Origin of the sequence: Glacieibacterium sp. (genome assembly GCF_965200405.1) — a bacterium.
Classification (GTDB): Bacteria; Pseudomonadota; Alphaproteobacteria; order Sphingomonadales; family Sphingomonadaceae; genus Glacieibacterium.
Genome location: NZ_OZ241356.1, coordinates 247,861 through 263,950 on the forward strand (window position 1 = coordinate 247,861; position 16,090 = coordinate 263,950).

Below are 16,090 nucleotides of genomic sequence, written 5' to 3' on the forward strand. Positions count from 1 at the left end.
ACCTGATCGCTGGGGAGCGTCGCATGGACCTGAGTTTTAGTGCCGAGGACACGGCCTTCCGCGCCGAAGTCCGCAGCTTCATCACCGAGAACTACCCGCCGCAGCTGAAGTCGAAGATCGACGAGGGCGAGGAGCTGTCGAAGGAGGATTTCCTCTCCTGGCACCGCGCCCTGGCCAAGCAAGGCTGGGCCGGCATCGCCTGGCCCAAGGAATATGGCGGCACCGGCTGGACCAGCGTGCAGCGCTTCATCTTCGCGGAGGAGAGCGCCCGCGCCGACGCGATGCGGCTGCTGCCGTTCGGCCTCAACATGGTCGCGCCCGTCATCATGGCGTTCGGCAGTCCCGAGCAAAAGGCGCAGCACCTGCCCGGCATCCTGTCGGGCGAAGTGTGGTGGTGCCAGGGCTATTCCGAGCCGGGCGCCGGGTCGGACCTCGCCAACCTACGCACCAAGGCGGAGCGCTTCACCGGCGACGACGGCAAGGAATATTATAAGGTCAACGGCCAGAAGACCTGGACGACGCTGGCCCAGCACGCCGACTGGGGCTTCTTCCTGGTCCGCACCGATCCGACCGTGAAGCCGCAGGAGGGCATCAGCTTCCTGCTCATCGACATGAAGACGCCGGGCATCACCGTCCGCCCGATCATCACGCTGGGCGGCGAGCATGAGGTCAACGAGGTCTGGCTGGAGGACGTCATCGTCCCCGTCGAGAACCGCGTCTTCCACGAGAACAAGGGCTGGACCTGCGCCAAGTTCCTGCTGGCGCACGAGCGGACCGGGATCGCCGGCGTCGCTGCCTCCAAGCGCGGCGTCGAGCGGATCAAGACCATCGCCCGCGCCGAAGTCGACAGCTTCGGCACCGAAAGCGCGCCGCTGATGTCCAATCCGTTTTTCAAGCGCAAGGTCGCCGAACTGGAGGTCGACCTGACCGCGCTCGAGTTCACCGAGCTGCGGACGCTGGCCGGCGAGTCATCCGGCAAAGGCCCAGGGCCTGAGTCCTCGCTCCTCAAGATCAAGGGTACCGAGATCCAGCAGCGCATCACCGAACTGGCGCTGGAAGCGGTCGGCCATTACGGCGCACCCTATTTCCGCGGCTTCGGCGAGGGCGACAACGAGCATCCGATCGGGCCGGATTATGCCCACCGCGCTGCGCCGACCTATTTCAACATGCGCAAGACGTCGATCTACGGCGGCTCGAACGAGATCCAGCGCAACATCATCGCGAAGATGGTGCTGGGGCTCTGATTTAATTCCTCCCGTCATCCCGGCGCAGGCTGGGACCTATCAAGCCGGGATTTCGCCTGATCGGTCCCTCACTGCGCCGGGATGACGAACCATAACAAGACCTTGGGGATCGACCATGGATTTCAACTATTCCGACGAGCAGACGATGGTGCGCGACTCCGTCGCCCGCTATCTCGCCGATACCTATAGCTTCGACGCGCGCATGCAGACGGTGAACGGCGACCTCGGCTGGAACCCGGCCGTATGGAAGGCCTTTGCCGAGGAGCTCGGCATTCTCGGCGCCTCGTTCAGCGAGGAGCATGGCGGCCTCGGCGGCGGTGCGATCGACAACATGGTCATCATGGAGGAGATCGGCAAAGCGCTGGTCATCGAGCCGTACCTGTCGACCGTCGTCATCGGCGGCGGCTTCCTAAAGGCCGCCGGTGGCGCCATCGCCGGCGAGGTCATCCCCAAGATCATCGACGGCAGCGCGATCATCGCCTTCGCCTATGCCGAGCCGCAGGGCCGCTACAACCTCGCCGACCTGCGCACCAGCGCCCGCAAGGACGGCGATGGCTTCATCATCAACGGCCACAAGGCCGTGGTTCGCGATGCGCCGTTCGCGACGCACTATATCGTCACCGCGCGCACCGCCGGCGGCCAGCGCGACAGCGACGGCGTCTCGGTGTTCCTGATCCCCGCCAACAGCGCCGGCATCACGCGCCGCGACTATCCGACCGTCGACGGCGCCCGCGCTGCCGAAGTCTATTTCGAGAACGTTCGCGCCGATGCGGGAACGCTACTCGGAGCCGAGGGCGCCGGCCTGCCGCTGGTCGAGCAGGTCGTCGACGAGGCCATCGCCGCGCTCGCGGCTGAAGCCTCGGGCGTCACCCGCCGCCTCCACGCCGACACGCTCGACTACGCTCGCCAGCGCAAGCAGTTCGGCCGGCCGATCGCCGACTTCCAGGTCCTGCAGCACCGCATGGTCGACATGTTCATGGAGGTCGAGCAGGCCGTATCGATGACCTTGATGACCACCCTCAACCTTGGCGAGGATGCCGACAAGCGTGCCAAGGCCGCGTCCTCCGCCAAGATCAAGATCGCCCGCGTCTGCCGGTTCGTCGGCCAGAACGCGGTCCAGATCCACGGTGGCATCGGCATTTCGAACGAGCTGGCGGTCGGCCATTATTTCAAGCGCGCGACGATGATCGAGGGCCAGTTCGGCGATGCCGACTATCATCTGCAGCGCTACGAAAGCCTGATGGACTGACCTATACCCGGTAGTGGTCGGCGACCCGGTCGAGGGCGAGGCACAGCACCAGCTTGCCCGCTCGCGCCGGCCACGACAGAGCGCGCTCGGCGGTTTCCAACCCCTCGCCCATGCAGACGACGCGCCACAGCACATCGGACAAGCCGGGACCCGCTGCCGCGACCGCGCCGTCGAAGCGTTCGCGCGCCTGCAACCGCGCCATCGTCGGATCGAGCCCGGCCGGAGCGGCGCGCGCGCCCTTTGCCGATGTCGACGGCTGCCAGTTCATCGTCACCGAAGGCATCGTCCCGGCCCGCATGAAGTCGCCGCGCAGTCGCTCACCCGCCTCGAACTGGCGCGCCGTGACCATGCCGCGACGCGCCAGCCAGGCCATGGCGCCAGCCGACGCGTCGACATCAGTCTGTTTCGTGACGGCAGCGCAACAACATCAGCGACTTGCTTCAGTGGCAATGCCTTAACCATCGATAACCCTTTTTTTAACTATTCGAAAAGGTCTTGCCACAAACGTTCAACTGTAGGACAGAGGTAACCGTACAGGTTTATTCAAGGCACATCGATGATCACCCGCATCCGTGAAGTTCGCAAAGCCAAGGGAATGACACTTCACGAAGTCGCTGCCGCCTGTGTTCCACCGACCACCGCCCAGACCATCGGTCGCCTCGAGACCGGCATGCGGACCGTCTCGGTCGGCTGGCTCAACCGGATCGCCAAGGCGCTGGGCGTCGAAGCCGCGACCCTGGTCACCCTGCCCGACCGCGTCGATGTCCCCGTGTCCGCGGTGTACGCCGCCGAGGGTCCGGTCGCGCCGCGCAAGGCCGCGACGTTGCTGGCCCCCGCTCCCGCCGGCGAGGCCGTCGGCGTGTCGTTCGAGGTCGCCGTCGGTGACTACCGCGCCGGCGATGCGCTGTGGCTAGACAAGCTGGAGCCGACCGACTTCAACCGCGCCGTCAACCGTGACGTGCTCGCGCCGCGCTCGGGTGGCCGCTTCGTCTTCGGGCGCCTCGCGGCAATCGAGGGTGGCAAGCTGCAGATCCTGCCGACCGCAGCCGGCGCCCGCCAGGTCGTCGTCGGCGACGCCGCTTGGCTCGCCGTTGCCCGGACCCTCATCCGCGCGCTGTAAAGCCGCCGTCATGGACCTGACGATCTTCGTCGATGCCGACGCCTGCCCGGTCAAGGACGAGATCTACCGGGTCGCGGGCCGCCACGCGGTGCCGGTCAAGGTGGTCGCCAACAACTGGTTTCGCGTCCCCGTCGGCCCGTTGGTCGAGCAGATCGTCGTGGCCGACAGCTTCGACGCCGCCGACGACTGGATCGCGGAGCGTGCCGGCCCGGCCAGAATCGTCGTCACCGGCGACATCCTACTCGCCGACCGCTGCGTCAAGCTGGGCGCCACCGTGCTGGGCCACACCGGCAAGCCGTTCACCCCTGCCTCGATCGGCAATGCCGTCGCCTCCCGCGCGCTGGCCGAGCATCGCCGCGCCATGGGCGAGGATCGCGGCGGCCCGGCGCCGTTCGTCGCTGCCGATCGCTCGCGCTTCCTGTCCGCACTCGACGCCGCGCTGGTCAGGCTCAAGCGCGGCTGAGCCCTTGCATCGCTGTGAGGCGGGCGCGACACTGGCGCGATGATCATCCTCGCCGCACTGCTCGCCGCCGCCACCCCGGCCACCGTCGCCGGCATCGAGAAGGACGCCCCACCCACCGCGTGGCGCGCCATTCCGCCCGAGAATCTGATGCTGGTCAACACGCCCAAGGGCAATGTCGTGATCGAGCTGGCGCCCGGCTTTGCGCCCCGTCACGTCGCCGCCATCCGCGCGCTGGTCGCGAGCCACCGCTTCGACGGCGGCGCGATTATCCGCGTCCAGGACAATTACGTCGTGCAATGGGCGATCAAGGGCAGCGACGGCAAGACCGGCACCGGCCCCAAACTGCCGCCGGAATACGAGCGTCCGGCCGAGGGCCACGCCTTCACGCCCCTGCCCTACCCCGACCCCTATGGCCGTGCCGGGTTCAGCGAAGGCTGGCAGGCCGCAATGGATGGCGACAAGCAATGGCTGGTGCATTGCTATGGAATGGTCGGCGTCGGCCGTAACCTGGCGCCCGACAATGGCGACGGCAGTGAGCTATATGCAGTGATCGGCCAGGCGCCGCGGCATCTCGATCGCAACATCGCGCTGGTCGGACGGGTGATCGAGAATATCGAGGCCTGGAGCGCACTGCCGCGGGGCAGCGAGGCGATGGGCTTCTACAAGACCGATCCGGAGAAGGTGGCGCTGACTTCCGTTCGGCTGGCGTCCGACCTGCCGGCGGCATCGCGGCCGCGGTTCGAGGTCATGGATACCGGCAGTGCCAGCTTTCGGGCGCTGATCGAGGCACGCGCCAACCGCCGCGAGGAGTTCTTCAACCGCCCCGCCGGCGGTGTCGACATCTGTAACGTCAAGATCCCGGTTCGCCGCCAGCCCTAGGCCAGCGGACAGGACAACCTAGCTCGGCTTGACGGTGCCCTTGCTCGACGGGTTGGCCGCGATCGTCTTGACCTTGGCCTTTTTGGGCTTGCGCGTTTCCTTGCTGCCGCGTTGTTCGCCGCTCGCCATGTGATCGCCTTTCAAAAATTGGGATCGTCCCGGGAAGCCGGAACGATCGACGGTGCGGCCCTGCAAGGTTGCAGCGCCGCACCGTCGCCGTAGACCCTACTTCAGGTGCTGGGCGAGATACTTGTTCATCTCGAACATCGTGCACTTGTCACGACCGAAGACCTTCTTCAGCGCCGCGTCGGCAAGGATTTCACGCTTGTCGGCTGGATTCTGGAGATTGTGCTTGCGGATATATTCCCACACCTTGCTGACCACCTGGCCGCGAGCGTGCATGCCGGGACCGACGATCGCTGCGAGTTCCGGTGACGGGGTCAGCGGCTTCTGCAAAGCGTCCATCTTGCGCGGCGGCGCATTCGGATCCTTGTCCTTCTTGGCGGCAGGCGCCTTCTTGGCGGCTGGAGCCTTCTTCGCTGCCGGTGCCTTGGCAGCAGGTGCCTTCTTCTCGGTCTTAGCTTCGTCGTCGCCCTTCTTGGGTGGTGATGCCATAGTTGCTCCCCTCACTTCGTTCGGAACACAGTCGCTATGGGCCGACAGTGGCGCTGCGCCGTCCGGGTCTCGACCTTAACGCAAGTCGGGCAGCGTGCAACCGGGACAAGCCTCCATCGAAGGAGGATTTGCTCATTTCATGGCTTTTTCTGAACACGTCGGCAGTCTTTTGCCTGTACCACCGACTTTAGAAGACCCGCTTGGCGCGAACGAGCCAGGTGCGCGGCGGATTCAGGTAGCTGTAATTTGCCACCGTCGACTGGACGTAAGCTTTGTCGAAGCAGTTCTGGCACTCGACCGCGACCGTCCAGTTGCCGTCGTCGGTGCGCATCGAAAGGCCGCCGTCGACCTGCCAGAACGACTTGACCAGCGAGCCGGAGATGAAGTCGCCGCCGAACGGATTGGCCGCATAGACCGCGCCCGACCCGCTGGTGACCGAGCCGGTGAACAGGCTGTTGTTCGCTGTGCCGACTTCCGACTTCGAACGGTACATCACCGTCGCCGAGGGCTGCAGGACGATGCCGGCAGGCGGGATGGCGTAGTCATAGCTCGCCCCGGCAGCGAGGCTGAGCTTCGGCGTCCGCACCGGCCGCGCGATGTTGCCGTTCGCATCGACGATCCCGACGGCGCAGTCGGGCGCGTTGCCAAGGCCCGTCGGTGCCAGCGGCACCCGGCGCGCCGCCAACTGGGCGCTACAGTCGAGCTGCTGCTGGCGCACCGACTTCAGGCCATAGGCATCGGCCCCCAAGCCGTCGCCGATCTTATAGCGCGCATCCTGATAACCGGCCTGGGCGTGCAGGGTCAGGCCCTTCACCGGCATCGTGACGATCTCGATCTCGGCACCCTTGTTGCGGAAACCGACGTCGCGCGTCGCATAGCCGATACCGCCGGTCGTCGGGTCGACGCTCGCCGAGGCGACCTGGAGATTGTTCGTATCGAGGTAGAAGCCGGTCAGATTGACCCGCAGCCGGTCGTCGAGGAAGTGCGTCTTGACGCCTCCCTCATAGGTCCAGACCTTCTCCGTGCCGAACGGCGTCAGGCCGGCAGCGGTGGTGGCGCGGCCGTTCCAGCCGCCGGCGGTGTAGCCGCGCGTCGCACTGGCGAACAGGCTGATGTCGTCGGTCGCCTTGAAGCTGGCGGAGGCGCTCGGCGTCCAGATCTTGTCGTGCTGCCGGTTCGGAATCAGCCCGAGGTTGCCGTCGGCCAGGCATGGCGCGGCGCCGCAAGTGGCGCGGTTGTCGACGATCGAGAATTTGCGCGTCTCGTCGGTATAGCGCACGCCGCCGGTCAGCCGGATGCGCTCGCCGAGATTGGCGCCGAGCTGGACATAGCCGGCCTTGGCGTTGGTCGAGGTCCGGATGGTGCGGTCGGCGAGAACGGCGGAGGCGCTTGTGGCCCCGGTGCCGCTGCTGAGTATGTCGGCGAAGTCGGTGGTGTCGCCCTCGTGATAATAGGAGCCGCCGACGACGTAATCGAGCGTCTCGCCGAACAGCTTGCCGCCCAGCTTGACCTCCTGGCTGAACTGGCTGTGATCGCTGTCGTTGAGGATGGTGTAGCCGCCGCGCGCATAGCCCTGCACGGCCGGCACCGGGTTGGCGACCGTCGGCAGGGCGCGGCCGTCGGCGAAGTCGATCGCATAGCGCTGCGTCTGCTTGGCGCCGCCGGTGATCAGGCTGAGCAGCGCGCCGCCGAAATCATAGTCGATCTGCGAGGTGTAGAGCTGGGTCTCAGCCCGGTTGCCAAGGCCGAAATTGCCCTTGCGGCCGCTGACCGGGGTCGTCGTGCCGGCGAACAGCGTGCCGATGCCAAGGCCGCTTTCGGGCAGGCCGGTGGTTGCGTAACGCCCCTTGCAGCGGCTGGTATTGGCCGGATCGCAGTCGAAGTTCAGGATATTGTCGCTGTTGTCGCGCATGTACGCCGCCGACAGGTTCCAGGTCAGGCGCTCGGTCGGCTTGAACTGCACCGCACCGCGCAGTCCGGCGCGGTCGCCATCGTTGAGGCGCGCACCCGTCGTGGTATCGCGGACATAGCCCTTGTCGTCGGAATAATAGCCCGAGACCTTGACCGAGATGCCGCTGCCGAACGGCACGTCGACCGAGCCGCGGGTTTCCTTGCGACCGAAGCTGCCGTAGCCGCCCTCCAGGAAGCCGGCGAGCTTGTCGCCCGGACGGGCCAGCGAGATATCGACAGCACCGCCGGACGTGTTGCGACCGAACAGCACACCCTGGGGTCCGCGGCGCACATCGGCCCGGTCGATGTCGAAGAAGCCGATGTCGTTGCTGCCCTGCCGGCTCAGGTAGATGCCATCGACGAACGTGCCGACCGGGCTGTTGAAGGTCGACAGCGTCTCGGTGCTGCCGATGCCGCGGATATAATAGATGTTGGCCGAGCCGAGCCCGGGATTATGCGCCGACTCGGCGTTCGGCACATAGCGCAGTAGCGGCAGTGCCGTGGTGATATTCCGCTCTTCCAGCACGTTATGCGGCAGCGCCGTCACCGTTGCGGCGCCGGCCTCGCTGGCGTCGACCGCGGGCAGCTTGTCGCTGGCGAACAGCACGACCGGCTCCTCGTTCGGCTGGGCCTGGACGATGGCCGGCAGCGCCAGGGCGATCATCGCGGAAGTTGCAAGCAGCGTGCGCAGGTTACTCATGACGGTCTCCGGTCGCCCCGAACGCAGCGGGGGTGTTCTCCGCCCCTGTGCCGCACTGCGGCGGACAAGTCAGCCGGGAAGTGCGGCCCGGCGGCGATGAGTGTGGAAATAGCGTCATATTTATGCTACACACTCCGCGCGTACGCAGTTCGCAAGCAAAATGGCCGCCGTGCCCCCTGTCAGGTACGGCAAAGGTCGATAACGGGTCGCTCCGGCAGGGATATGGCAAGGTTGACGATCCGACGCGCCGATGGTGCGCGGCGTTCGATCTATCCCCGACGGGTGCGCTGAACAAGGATAGAAACAACATGGTAATGGCTGCAGCCAAGGCTCTGAATTTCGTCGCGGGCGATTACGTCGTCTATCCAAAGCACGGTGTCGGTCGCGTCGTCGAGGTGCAGAGCTCCGAGATCGCCGGGACGTCGCTCGAACTCTACGTGCTGCGTTTCGAGAAGGAGCGGATGACGCTGCGGGTCCCGACCAACAAGGCCGAGGGCGTCGGCATGCGCAAGCTGTCGAGCCAGGCAACCCTGCTCGAGGCGTTGACCACCCTGAAGGGCAAGCCCAAGATCAAGCGCACCATGTGGTCGCGCCGCGCGCAGGAGTATGAGGCCAAGATCAACTCCGGCGATCTGGTCTCGATCGCCGAGGTCGTGCGTGACCTGCATCGTGCCGAGGACCAGCCCGAGCAGAGCTATTCCGAGCGCCAGATCTACGAGGCCGCGATCGGTCGCCTCGCCCGCGAACTCGCCGCGATGGAGAACATCGACGAGCCGGCCGCGCAGCTCAAGATCGAGCAGGTCCTCAAGGCCGCCTAAATTCGTCTGGACACACGAACCGGGCTGTGTATTATTTAACTAGTACACAGCCCGGGAGTCCATGATGATCGTCCGCATTCTAGCTACCGTCGTATCGGTGCTCGTCGGCAGTGCCGCTACTGCCGCCGAGATGAATTTTCCCGTCGGTGCCTTCGACCGTATTTCGCTCGGCGGCTCGCCCGACGTCATGGTGACCACCGGCAAGACCGTTGGAGTCCATGCCAGCGGCGACCAGCGCGCGCTCGACCGGCTCGACATCCGCGTCGAGGGCGGCACGCTCAAGATCGGCAACAAGCGCAGTCTGGGCATGAGCTGGGGCAATTACGGCCAGGTGCGCATCGCCGTCACCGTGCCGATGGTCCGCGCCCTCGATGTCGGCGGCTCCGGCAACATCACCGTCGACCGCATCAAGGTGCCGACCTTCGCCGCCGCGATCGGTGGCTCGGGTAACGTCCGCATCGCCGCCCTCGACAGCCAGACCGCCAGTTTCGACGTCGCCGGATCGGGCGACATCACCGCCGCCGGACGCTGCGACAGCGCCAGCCTCACGGTCGCGGGCTCGGGCAACATCAGCCTGACCGGCCTGAAGTGCGGCAGCCTCAAGGCCAGCATCGCCGGCTCGGGTGACATCGATGCGCACGCCAGCCAGACGGCGTCGCTATCGGTGGTCGGCTCCGGCGATATCAACGTGACCGGCGGCGCCCGGTGCAGCGTCTCCAAGCACGGCAGCGGCTCGGTGAACTGCGCCTAGACCAACCAAAGCGCTTGTAATTCGCGCAGCATCAGCGCCGGCACTTCGTCGAGGTCAGCATCGCCCGCCGCCAGGTCGCGCGGTGCGTCCGCGGCCTCGAAGTAGCGCCAGCCCTGGTGCGCGCGCTTGGGCGTACCCAGCACCGGCACCGGTCCGGGCACCAGCCGGATCGCACACTTCTCGCCCTGGTCGGTGCTGACCATATCGAGCCCGATGATCGCCTGCCGCGCCACCAGCCGGTGCTTGATGATCCAGAAGATCGAGCCGCCGACCAGCTCCGCGGCGCGCTTGGGCATGAAGCGCGTCAGGTTGCGGACCTCGCCCGGCACCACGGCATAGCGCGTCTGCCGCTCGGTCAGCGCAGCGATATCGGCACAGCCGACCGCGACCTTGGTCAGGTGCAGCGTCACGCCGTCAGGTGGAACAGCGCCGCCAGGCCGAGGAAGCAGAAGAACCCCATGACGTCGGTCATCGTGGTGACGAACACCGTCGAGGTCACCGCCGGATCGATCTCGAAACGGTCGAGGGTCAGCGGGATCAGCACGCCCGACAGGCCGGCGATCAGGCTGTTGATGAACATCGCGGCGCCCAGCACCAGGCTCAAGCCGGTGTCGTGATAGACCAGCTGGCAGCCTGCCGCCATCAACAAGCCGAAGCCCGCGCCATTGGCCGCGGCGATGCGGAACTCGCGGAAGATCATGCGACGGGTATTGGAGCTGGTCAGCTGGTTGGTCGCCAGCGCGCGCACCGTCACCGCCATCGTCTGCGTCGCCGCGTTGCCGCCCATGCCCGCGACGATCGGCATCAGCACCGCCAGCGTCACCAGCCGCGCGATCGTGCCCTCGAATGCCGCGACGACGCTGGAGGCCAGGATCGCGGTGCCGAGGTTGATCAGCAGCCAGAACATGCGCGTCCGGATGGTGTGGCCGATCGGCTCGTTGATATCGCCGTCACCGGCTCCCGACAGGCGCAGGACGTCCTCGCCCGCCTCCTCCTGGATAATGTGGACGACGTCGTCGACGGTGATGACGCCGACCAGCCGCCCGGAGGTATCGACCACGGCGCACGAGATCAGCGCGTATTTCTGGAACCGGAGACCGACCTCCTCCTGGTCGAGGTCGACCGGAATCAGCGTCTGGTCGCGCTGCATGATGTCGGTCACCGCCATCTCCGGCGCGGCGGTCAGCAGCCACGACAGGCGCATCGTGCCGATCGGCTTGTGCGCCGGATCGACGACGAAGATCTCCCAGAAGTCGGTCTGCTGGTCCGGCCGGGCGCGCAGGTGATCGATGACCTGCCCGACCCGCCAATATTCCGGCACCGCGACCAGGTCGCGCTGCATCAGCCGCCCGGCGGAATCCTCGGGATAGCTCAGCGCCTCCTCGATGGCGGCCCGGTCGTCGGGGTCCATGGCGCGCAGCACTTCGCGCGCATCGTCGGAGTCCATGTCCTCGATGATCGCGACGGCATCGTCGGTATCGAGCGCCTGGGCGATCTCGGCGACCTGGTTGGCGTCCAGGCGGTCGAGCAGCGCGCTCTTCACCCAGTCGTTCATCTCGGCGAAGACATCGGCGTCGAGCTTGTCGCCCAGTGCCAGCGCCAGCGGCGCGCGGTAGTCGCCCGGGACCTGCTCGAACAGGTCGGCGATATCGGCGGGGTGCAGCGGCTCGATCAGCGCCAGCACCGCATCGGTGTCGTCGGCATCGAGCGCGTCGACGATGCTGTCGACGAACACGCCAGTCAGCTGGTCGTCTTCGTCCAGCGCACCGGGTGCCTCGGCGTCGATCGCCGTGTCGGAGAGGTTGTCCGCCATGCCCGGCCTTATAGCGACACGGGCGTTGGCGTCATCCGCCTATCTCACGGTATCGGGAACGGAAAAGGCCGGCAGGGGCGCCACCGCGCTCCCAAGCCTCGACACATCTACAGCCTCAAGCCGAGCCGCGGACCGATCGCGGTCATCGCCAGGTACAGCGCGATCGTCAGGGCGCACCCCGCCAGCAGCGCCGCCCAGAACGGCCAGCCGTGGCGTAGCAGTAGCGGGATCAGCAGGAACATCGGCAACGACGGCAACACGAACCAGAAGGTCGCCCCGGCGTGCGCCGCCATCCGCTCGGGATCATGCGTGTCGCGCCACAGCCAGATCATGCCGAGCACCGAGACCAGCGGCAACGACGCCACCAGCGCCCCGAACCCCGGACTGCGCCGCGCAATCTCGGACACCGCCGCGATCAGCAGCCCGGAGACGATGGCCTTGACGAGGAGATACAGCATCCGGACACGTTAGCGGTGTTCAGCCGCCGGGCAACGGCCTCTATTTCGCCGCGCCCCACGGCTTGACCACGACGCCGCCCTTCATGACGAAGCCGACGTGCTCCAGCGTCGTCACGTCGGCGAGCGGGTCACCCGCGACGGCGATCAGATCGGCGAAGCGCCCCGGCCGGACCGAGCCGACGTCGGCGGTGGCGCCCAGCAGGTCGGCGGCGTTGACCGTTGCCGCCTTGATCGCGTCCGCCGGCGTCATCCCGGCCCGGACCAGCAGCGCGAACTCCTGCGCGTTGGTGCCGTGCGGGGCGACACCCTGGTCGGTGCCAAAGGCGATCTTGACCCCGGCGCGATAGGCCTTGCCGAGGTTGACGATGGTGATCGGACCGACCTCGAGCGCCTTTTTGGCTGACGACGGCGGCAGCGACTCCGGGTGCGCCTTGGCGATGCGGACGACCGTGTCGGCGACCAGCAGGGTCGGCACGAGGTAAGTGCCGTGCTCCTTCATCGCCTTGTATGCATCGGCGTCGCCGAACGAGCCGTGCTCGACCGAGTCCACGTCCAGCACGGCGGCGCGAACGATGGCGTTCTGGCCGTGCGCATGCGCCGCCACCTTCATGCCGAGGCTGTGCGCGGTGGTGACGACGGCGCTGATCTCGGCGTCGGTCATTAGCGTGTGGTTGGGATCGTCGCCGATGCTGAGGACGCCGCCGCTCGGCATGATCTTGATCAGGTCGACGCCCTCGCGGTGCATCTGGCGGACGATCTTCGCGGCTTCCTCGGGGCCGTCGATGACCTTGCCGGCGCCGTGCATGTCGAGATCCTCGCGCAGGCCGTTCTGCGGATCACCGTGGCCGCCGCTGGGGCCGAGCGGATAGCCTGCCACCCACATCCGCGGGCCGACGATGGCGCCACTGGCAATCGCCCGCTTCAAGGCGATGACGACGCTGGTCTCGCCGCCGACGTCGCGGATCGAGGTAAAGCCCGCATCGAGCGTGCGCCTGGCGGAGCCGACCGACTTCAGCACCGTGTCGAGGTCGTTGGTGGTGACGCGCTCGGCGACCGGGTTCTTGCCGGTGTATTCCATGGTGATGTGATCGTGCGTATCGATCAGGCCGGGCAGCACCGTCGCCGCCGACAAGTCGACCACCGTGGCGCCCGCCGGGCTGACGAAGCCGTCCTGGACCGCGACGATGCGGTCGTCGTGGATGATGATCGTGACCTTGTCGCGCGCCTTGGCCGAGACGCCGTCGATCAGATGACCGGCATGGACGGCAAGGTCGGCGGCGATGGCGGGCGCGGATACCGCGCACAACAGCAGTGGCAGGATGCTCAGCGAAATGCGGCGGGTCATGACAACTCCAGATGAAGGTCGGGCCGGTCGGCGGCGCCCTTGTCGGGGCGCCGCCCTGGATCAGAAGTCGCGGCGCAGGTTGATGCCGATCGTCCGCGGCGCTGCGCTGTTGACCAAGGTCCGTCCGAGGGCAAGCGCACTCGAAGTCTCGCGCGTGATCGCTACCGAGTTCAGCAGGTTGGTGGTGAACAGGTAGACGCCCCACTTGCTGTCGGGATGCTCGACGCCGATCCGCGCGTTGATCAGGCCATAGTCGCCGATGTAGCGGGTATAGGTGCCGGTCGGCCGGAATTCCGAGTAGGACCCGCCGACGTAATTGGCGTCGATGCGTGCAAAGCCCGAGAGGCCGGGGTTGATCGCCCACTCGTATTGAGCGGCAATACCGGCGGTGAACTTAGGCACATAGGGGATGCGATCGCCCTTCAGCCCGGCAGCGCTGACGTTGGCGGTCGCCTGGTTCTCGGTCAGCTTGGCGTCGACATAGGCGGCGTTGCCGGTCAGCGAGAAGCCGTCGAGCGGCCGGGCGGTGGTCTCGATCTCGATGCCGCGAACCCGCGCCTTGCCGGCGTTGGTGATGAACGAGAAGGCGCCGTTCGGCGTGCGCCCGGTGATCTGCATGTCACTCCAGTCGATCTGGAAGGCATCGATGTTGAAGGTCAGCCGGCGGTCGAAAAGGGTGTTCTTGAGGCCGACCTCATAGTTCCACAGGCTGTCGGACTGGTACGGCGTCAGGCCGGCAGCGAGCCCGAGCACCTGGTTCGCGCCGCCCGGCCGGAAGCCCTGCGCCGCCTCGCCATAAAGCATGACGTTCGAAGTGATCTTGAACGATGCATTGCCCTTGAACACCCAGCCGTTCTCGTTCGACTTGACCGTGGTCAGCGGCGTGATGCGCGCCCCGACGAGGATCGAGCCGAGCGGGGTCTGGCCTTCGATGTTCTTCTTGTAGTCGAAGTAACGCGCGCCGCCGGTCAGGTTCAGGCGATCGGTGATGTCCCATGACACCTCGCCGAAGCCCGCCGTCTGCTTCAGCGAATCGTCGATCAGGCGATAGGTGCCGATCTGCTGCGGCTCGATGATGACGCCGGTGACCCGGTCGGTGTTGAGCTGCGGATTGGCGACCTTGGTCCGGCGATCGGAGTAAAAGCCGCCGACCGTCCAGTTGAGCGGTCCGCTGCCGTCCGAGCTCAGCCGCAACTCGCCGGTCCAGGCGTCCATGTCCTGCTGCGGGTACAGCGCCGAATAGGACTGGCTGTCGACCAGGCCGAAGAAGCTCGAAAGCTGCGTCGGGTTGCACGCGGCGCCGCCGTTCGCCAGCGCTGCGCAGCGCCCGGCGGTACGGTTCGACTGGATGTAGCGCGACACGTCGGAAACCGTCGACAGGTCGCGGTGCATGTACGACACCACGCCGGTCAGGTTGACGCTGCCGAAGTCGTAATTGCTGGTGGCGCTGTACAGTTCGAGGTCGTCGCTGACCGGCTGGCGGGTCAGCGCGTCGGACTTGTACTTGCCCGATGCCAGCGTCCACGAATTGGTGTCGGTACGCGTCCGGTTGACGTACGTGGCGAGGTCCAGCGTCCAGTCCTCGGTCGGCTTCATGCGGATCAGGAAGCGGCCGCCATAGCTCTCGATATCGTTGATGTTCTTGATGCCGAGCGAGGTATTGTCGATGTAGCCATTGGCATTGCGATAGAATCCGACGGCGCGAACGGCGATCTTGTCGTCGACGACCGGCAGGTTGACCATGCCGCTGGCTTCATAGTTGAGGCCGCCGCCATTGGTGTCGGACAGGCTGACATCGGCGCTGCTCTCGGTGTCGAAGCCGGGCTTGGCGTAGATGATGCGCAACGTGCCGCCCATCGAGCCGGAGCCGTACAGCGTGCCCTGCGGCCCGCGCAGCACCTCGACGCGCTCGACATCGAACAGGCGGAGCTCCGGCGTCGAGCCGCCGGCGTCGTTGGCCGCACCGATCGCGCCGGTGACAGGCGTCTCGTCGTAATAGGTGCCGACGGTCGGCTCGCCCGCCGCCTGGATGCCGCGGATGACGACGCGGCGCTGCGACGGGCCGCCGTCGACGAAGCTGAGGCTGGGGACCGAGGCGTTGAGGTCGGCGATGCTCTGGACACCCGAATTGGCGATCGCCGCGCCAGTGACTGCAGACATCGAGATCGGCGTTTCCTGCAGGTTGGTCGAACGCTTCAACGCCGTGACGATGATCTCGCCGTCCTCGGCAGCCGGGCCGGCGGCAGCAGATGCCGTATCCTGTGCCAGCGCTACATTTGCCGTGCCGAGCGCCAGCATTGAAGCCGCCAGCAATATCGCGCGTCGCGTCGCCGGGCCATGTGCCCGCGTAATTCCGATGCCCACCTTTGGTATTCCCCTTGTTTCAGTCACGTTGTTGACTCGCCCGATCCTTGCCGGACCTGAACGAGCGTTGCCGATTATCCAGCCTGATCAGCCCGCCCCATGGCCTTCAACGAACCCCGATCTGCGGGTCCCACCCCAATTTTCCGTCCGTAACGTGCTCGAAACTCAGGTCGTGCGCGCAATCGGCGGTGCCGTCTTTGTCGACATAAGCTGCAACACGGGTTGCGTCGCGTCAACACGAATTGGTTAAAGCTCTCAGCCAGTGACGTTTGCTCAGTCGCTGGCAGTCGTCCGGCAGGTGGCACCGCGACCCCCGGCATC

Annotated in this window: 15 protein-coding genes; 7 read left to right on the plus strand and 8 right to left on the minus strand. The window is 66.4% G+C overall.

The window, feature by feature from the left end:
- The first annotated feature begins 23 nt into the window (after window positions 1-23).
- Window positions 24-1,244, plus strand: coding sequence for an acyl-CoA dehydrogenase family protein (locus tag ACOFKW_RS01115; RefSeq protein WP_419815511.1), 1,221 nt, complete (start codon window positions 24-26; stop codon window positions 1,242-1,244).
- A 115-nt stretch (window positions 1,245-1,359) separates the two neighbouring features.
- The gene (locus ACOFKW_RS01120; RefSeq protein WP_419815512.1) at window positions 1,360-2,493 is read left to right on the plus strand and encodes an acyl-CoA dehydrogenase family protein; all 1,134 of its coding nucleotides are present in this window, start codon (window positions 1,360-1,362) and stop codon (window positions 2,491-2,493) included.
- Window position 2,494: 1 nt separating this feature from the next.
- On the opposite strand, the gene ACOFKW_RS01125 is transcribed toward ACOFKW_RS01120, so the two are convergent.
- The gene (locus ACOFKW_RS01125) at window positions 2,495-2,866 is read right to left on the minus strand and encodes a DUF6456 domain-containing protein (RefSeq protein WP_419815513.1); all 372 of its coding nucleotides are present in this window, start codon (window positions 2,864-2,866) and stop codon (window positions 2,495-2,497) included.
- Between the two features lie 183 nt (window positions 2,867-3,049).
- On the opposite strand from ACOFKW_RS01125, the gene ACOFKW_RS01130 reads away from it, so the two are divergent.
- The 3 genes from ACOFKW_RS01130 to ACOFKW_RS01140 are packed head-to-tail and all read left to right on the plus strand — an operon-like array spanning window position 3,050 to window position 4,955.
- Window positions 3,050-3,613: a helix-turn-helix domain-containing protein gene (locus tag ACOFKW_RS01130; protein WP_419815514.1), complete on the plus strand. Its 564-nt coding sequence runs from the start codon at window positions 3,050-3,052 to the stop codon at window positions 3,611-3,613.
- Window positions 3,614-3,623: 10 nt separating this feature from the next.
- Complete coding sequence (locus ACOFKW_RS01135; protein WP_419815515.1) at window positions 3,624-4,076, plus strand: YaiI/YqxD family protein; 453 nt, start codon at window positions 3,624-3,626, stop codon at window positions 4,074-4,076.
- A 39-nt stretch (window positions 4,077-4,115) separates the two neighbouring features.
- Window positions 4,116-4,955, plus strand: coding sequence for a peptidylprolyl isomerase (locus tag ACOFKW_RS01140; protein WP_419815516.1), 840 nt, complete (start codon window positions 4,116-4,118; stop codon window positions 4,953-4,955).
- A 225-nt stretch (window positions 4,956-5,180) separates the two neighbouring features.
- Here the strand turns inward: ACOFKW_RS01140 and ACOFKW_RS01145 are convergent, their stop codons facing one another.
- Together ACOFKW_RS01145 and ACOFKW_RS01150 are read right to left on the minus strand one after the other, a co-directional pair.
- Window positions 5,181-5,420 (minus strand): SWIB/MDM2 domain-containing protein, encoded by a 240-nt coding sequence (locus ACOFKW_RS01145; protein ID WP_419816995.1) that lies wholly within the window; start codon window positions 5,418-5,420, stop codon window positions 5,181-5,183.
- Window positions 5,421-5,757: 337 nt separating this feature from the next.
- On the minus strand, window positions 5,758-8,220 hold the full coding sequence (locus ACOFKW_RS01150) for a TonB-dependent receptor (RefSeq protein ID WP_419815517.1): 2,463 nt from the start codon (window positions 8,218-8,220) through the stop codon (window positions 5,758-5,760).
- Window positions 8,221-8,534: 314 nt separating this feature from the next.
- Between ACOFKW_RS01150 and ACOFKW_RS01155 the strand changes: the two genes are divergently transcribed.
- Both ACOFKW_RS01155 and ACOFKW_RS01160 read left to right on the plus strand, forming a co-directional pair.
- A complete protein-coding gene (locus ACOFKW_RS01155) occupies window positions 8,535-9,038 on the plus strand; it encodes a CarD family transcriptional regulator (protein ID WP_419815518.1) in 504 nt (167 codons plus the stop codon).
- A gap of 61 nt (window positions 9,039-9,099) precedes the next feature.
- On the plus strand, window positions 9,100-9,789 hold the full coding sequence (locus ACOFKW_RS01160) for a head GIN domain-containing protein (RefSeq protein ID WP_419815519.1): 690 nt from the start codon (window positions 9,100-9,102) through the stop codon (window positions 9,787-9,789).
- Here ACOFKW_RS01160 and ACOFKW_RS01165 read toward each other — a convergent pair.
- From ACOFKW_RS01165 to ACOFKW_RS01185, 5 genes are all read right to left on the minus strand, one after another.
- On the minus strand, window positions 9,786-10,199 hold the full coding sequence (locus ACOFKW_RS01165; RefSeq protein ID WP_419815520.1) for a DUF1489 domain-containing protein: 414 nt from the start codon (window positions 10,197-10,199) through the stop codon (window positions 9,786-9,788). The two genes, ACOFKW_RS01160 and ACOFKW_RS01165, sit on opposite strands and share 4 nt — an antisense overlap.
- Entirely contained in the window at window positions 10,196-11,602 is a 1,407-nt protein-coding gene (gene mgtE / locus ACOFKW_RS01170) for a magnesium transporter (RefSeq protein ID WP_419815521.1), read from the minus strand. The genes ACOFKW_RS01165 and mgtE overlap by 4 nt, the downstream gene beginning before the upstream one ends.
- A 107-nt stretch (window positions 11,603-11,709) precedes the next feature.
- Window positions 11,710-12,060, minus strand: coding sequence for a DUF3147 family protein (locus ACOFKW_RS01175; RefSeq protein WP_419815522.1), 351 nt, complete (start codon window positions 12,058-12,060; stop codon window positions 11,710-11,712).
- A 40-nt stretch (window positions 12,061-12,100) separates the two neighbouring features.
- The gene (locus ACOFKW_RS01180; RefSeq protein ID WP_419815523.1) at window positions 12,101-13,405 is read right to left on the minus strand and encodes an amidohydrolase family protein; all 1,305 of its coding nucleotides are present in this window, start codon (window positions 13,403-13,405) and stop codon (window positions 12,101-12,103) included.
- Between the two features lie 60 nt (window positions 13,406-13,465).
- Entirely contained in the window at window positions 13,466-15,718 is a 2,253-nt protein-coding gene (locus tag ACOFKW_RS01185; RefSeq protein WP_419815524.1) for a TonB-dependent receptor, read from the minus strand.
- Window positions 15,719-16,090 lie beyond the last annotated feature (372 nt).

Bases quoted from the DNA above. Each gene is read 5' to 3' on its own strand.
- ACOFKW_RS01130 (WP_419815514.1), top strand. From the start codon at position 3,050: ATGATCACCCGCATCCGTGAAGTTCGCAAAGCCAAGGGAATGACACTT.
- ACOFKW_RS01145 (WP_419816995.1), bottom strand. From the start codon at position 5,420: ATGGACGCTTTGCAGAAGCCGCTGACCCCGTCACCGGAACTCGCAGCG.
- ACOFKW_RS01135 (WP_419815515.1), top strand. From the start codon at position 3,624: ATGGACCTGACGATCTTCGTCGATGCCGACGCCTGCCCGGTCAAGGAC.
- ACOFKW_RS01160 (WP_419815519.1), top strand. From the start codon at position 9,100: ATGATGATCGTCCGCATTCTAGCTACCGTCGTATCGGTGCTCGTCGGC.
- ACOFKW_RS01120 (WP_419815512.1), top strand. From the start codon at position 1,360: ATGGATTTCAACTATTCCGACGAGCAGACGATGGTGCGCGACTCCGTC.
- ACOFKW_RS01175 (WP_419815522.1), bottom strand. From the start codon at position 12,060: ATGCTGTATCTCCTCGTCAAGGCCATCGTCTCCGGGCTGCTGATCGCG.
- ACOFKW_RS01140 (WP_419815516.1), top strand. From the start codon at position 4,116: ATGATCATCCTCGCCGCACTGCTCGCCGCCGCCACCCCGGCCACCGTC.
- ACOFKW_RS01150 (WP_419815517.1), bottom strand. From the start codon at position 8,220: ATGAGTAACCTGCGCACGCTGCTTGCAACTTCCGCGATGATCGCCCTG.
- ACOFKW_RS01155 (WP_419815518.1), top strand. From the start codon at position 8,535: ATGGCTGCAGCCAAGGCTCTGAATTTCGTCGCGGGCGATTACGTCGTC.
- mgtE (WP_419815521.1), bottom strand. From the start codon at position 11,602: ATGGCGGACAACCTCTCCGACACGGCGATCGACGCCGAGGCACCCGGT.
- ACOFKW_RS01180 (WP_419815523.1), bottom strand. From the start codon at position 13,405: ATGACCCGCCGCATTTCGCTGAGCATCCTGCCACTGCTGTTGTGCGCG.
- ACOFKW_RS01125 (WP_419815513.1), bottom strand. From the start codon at position 2,866: ATGGCCTGGCTGGCGCGTCGCGGCATGGTCACGGCGCGCCAGTTCGAG.
- ACOFKW_RS01115 (WP_419815511.1), top strand. From the start codon at position 24: ATGGACCTGAGTTTTAGTGCCGAGGACACGGCCTTCCGCGCCGAAGTC.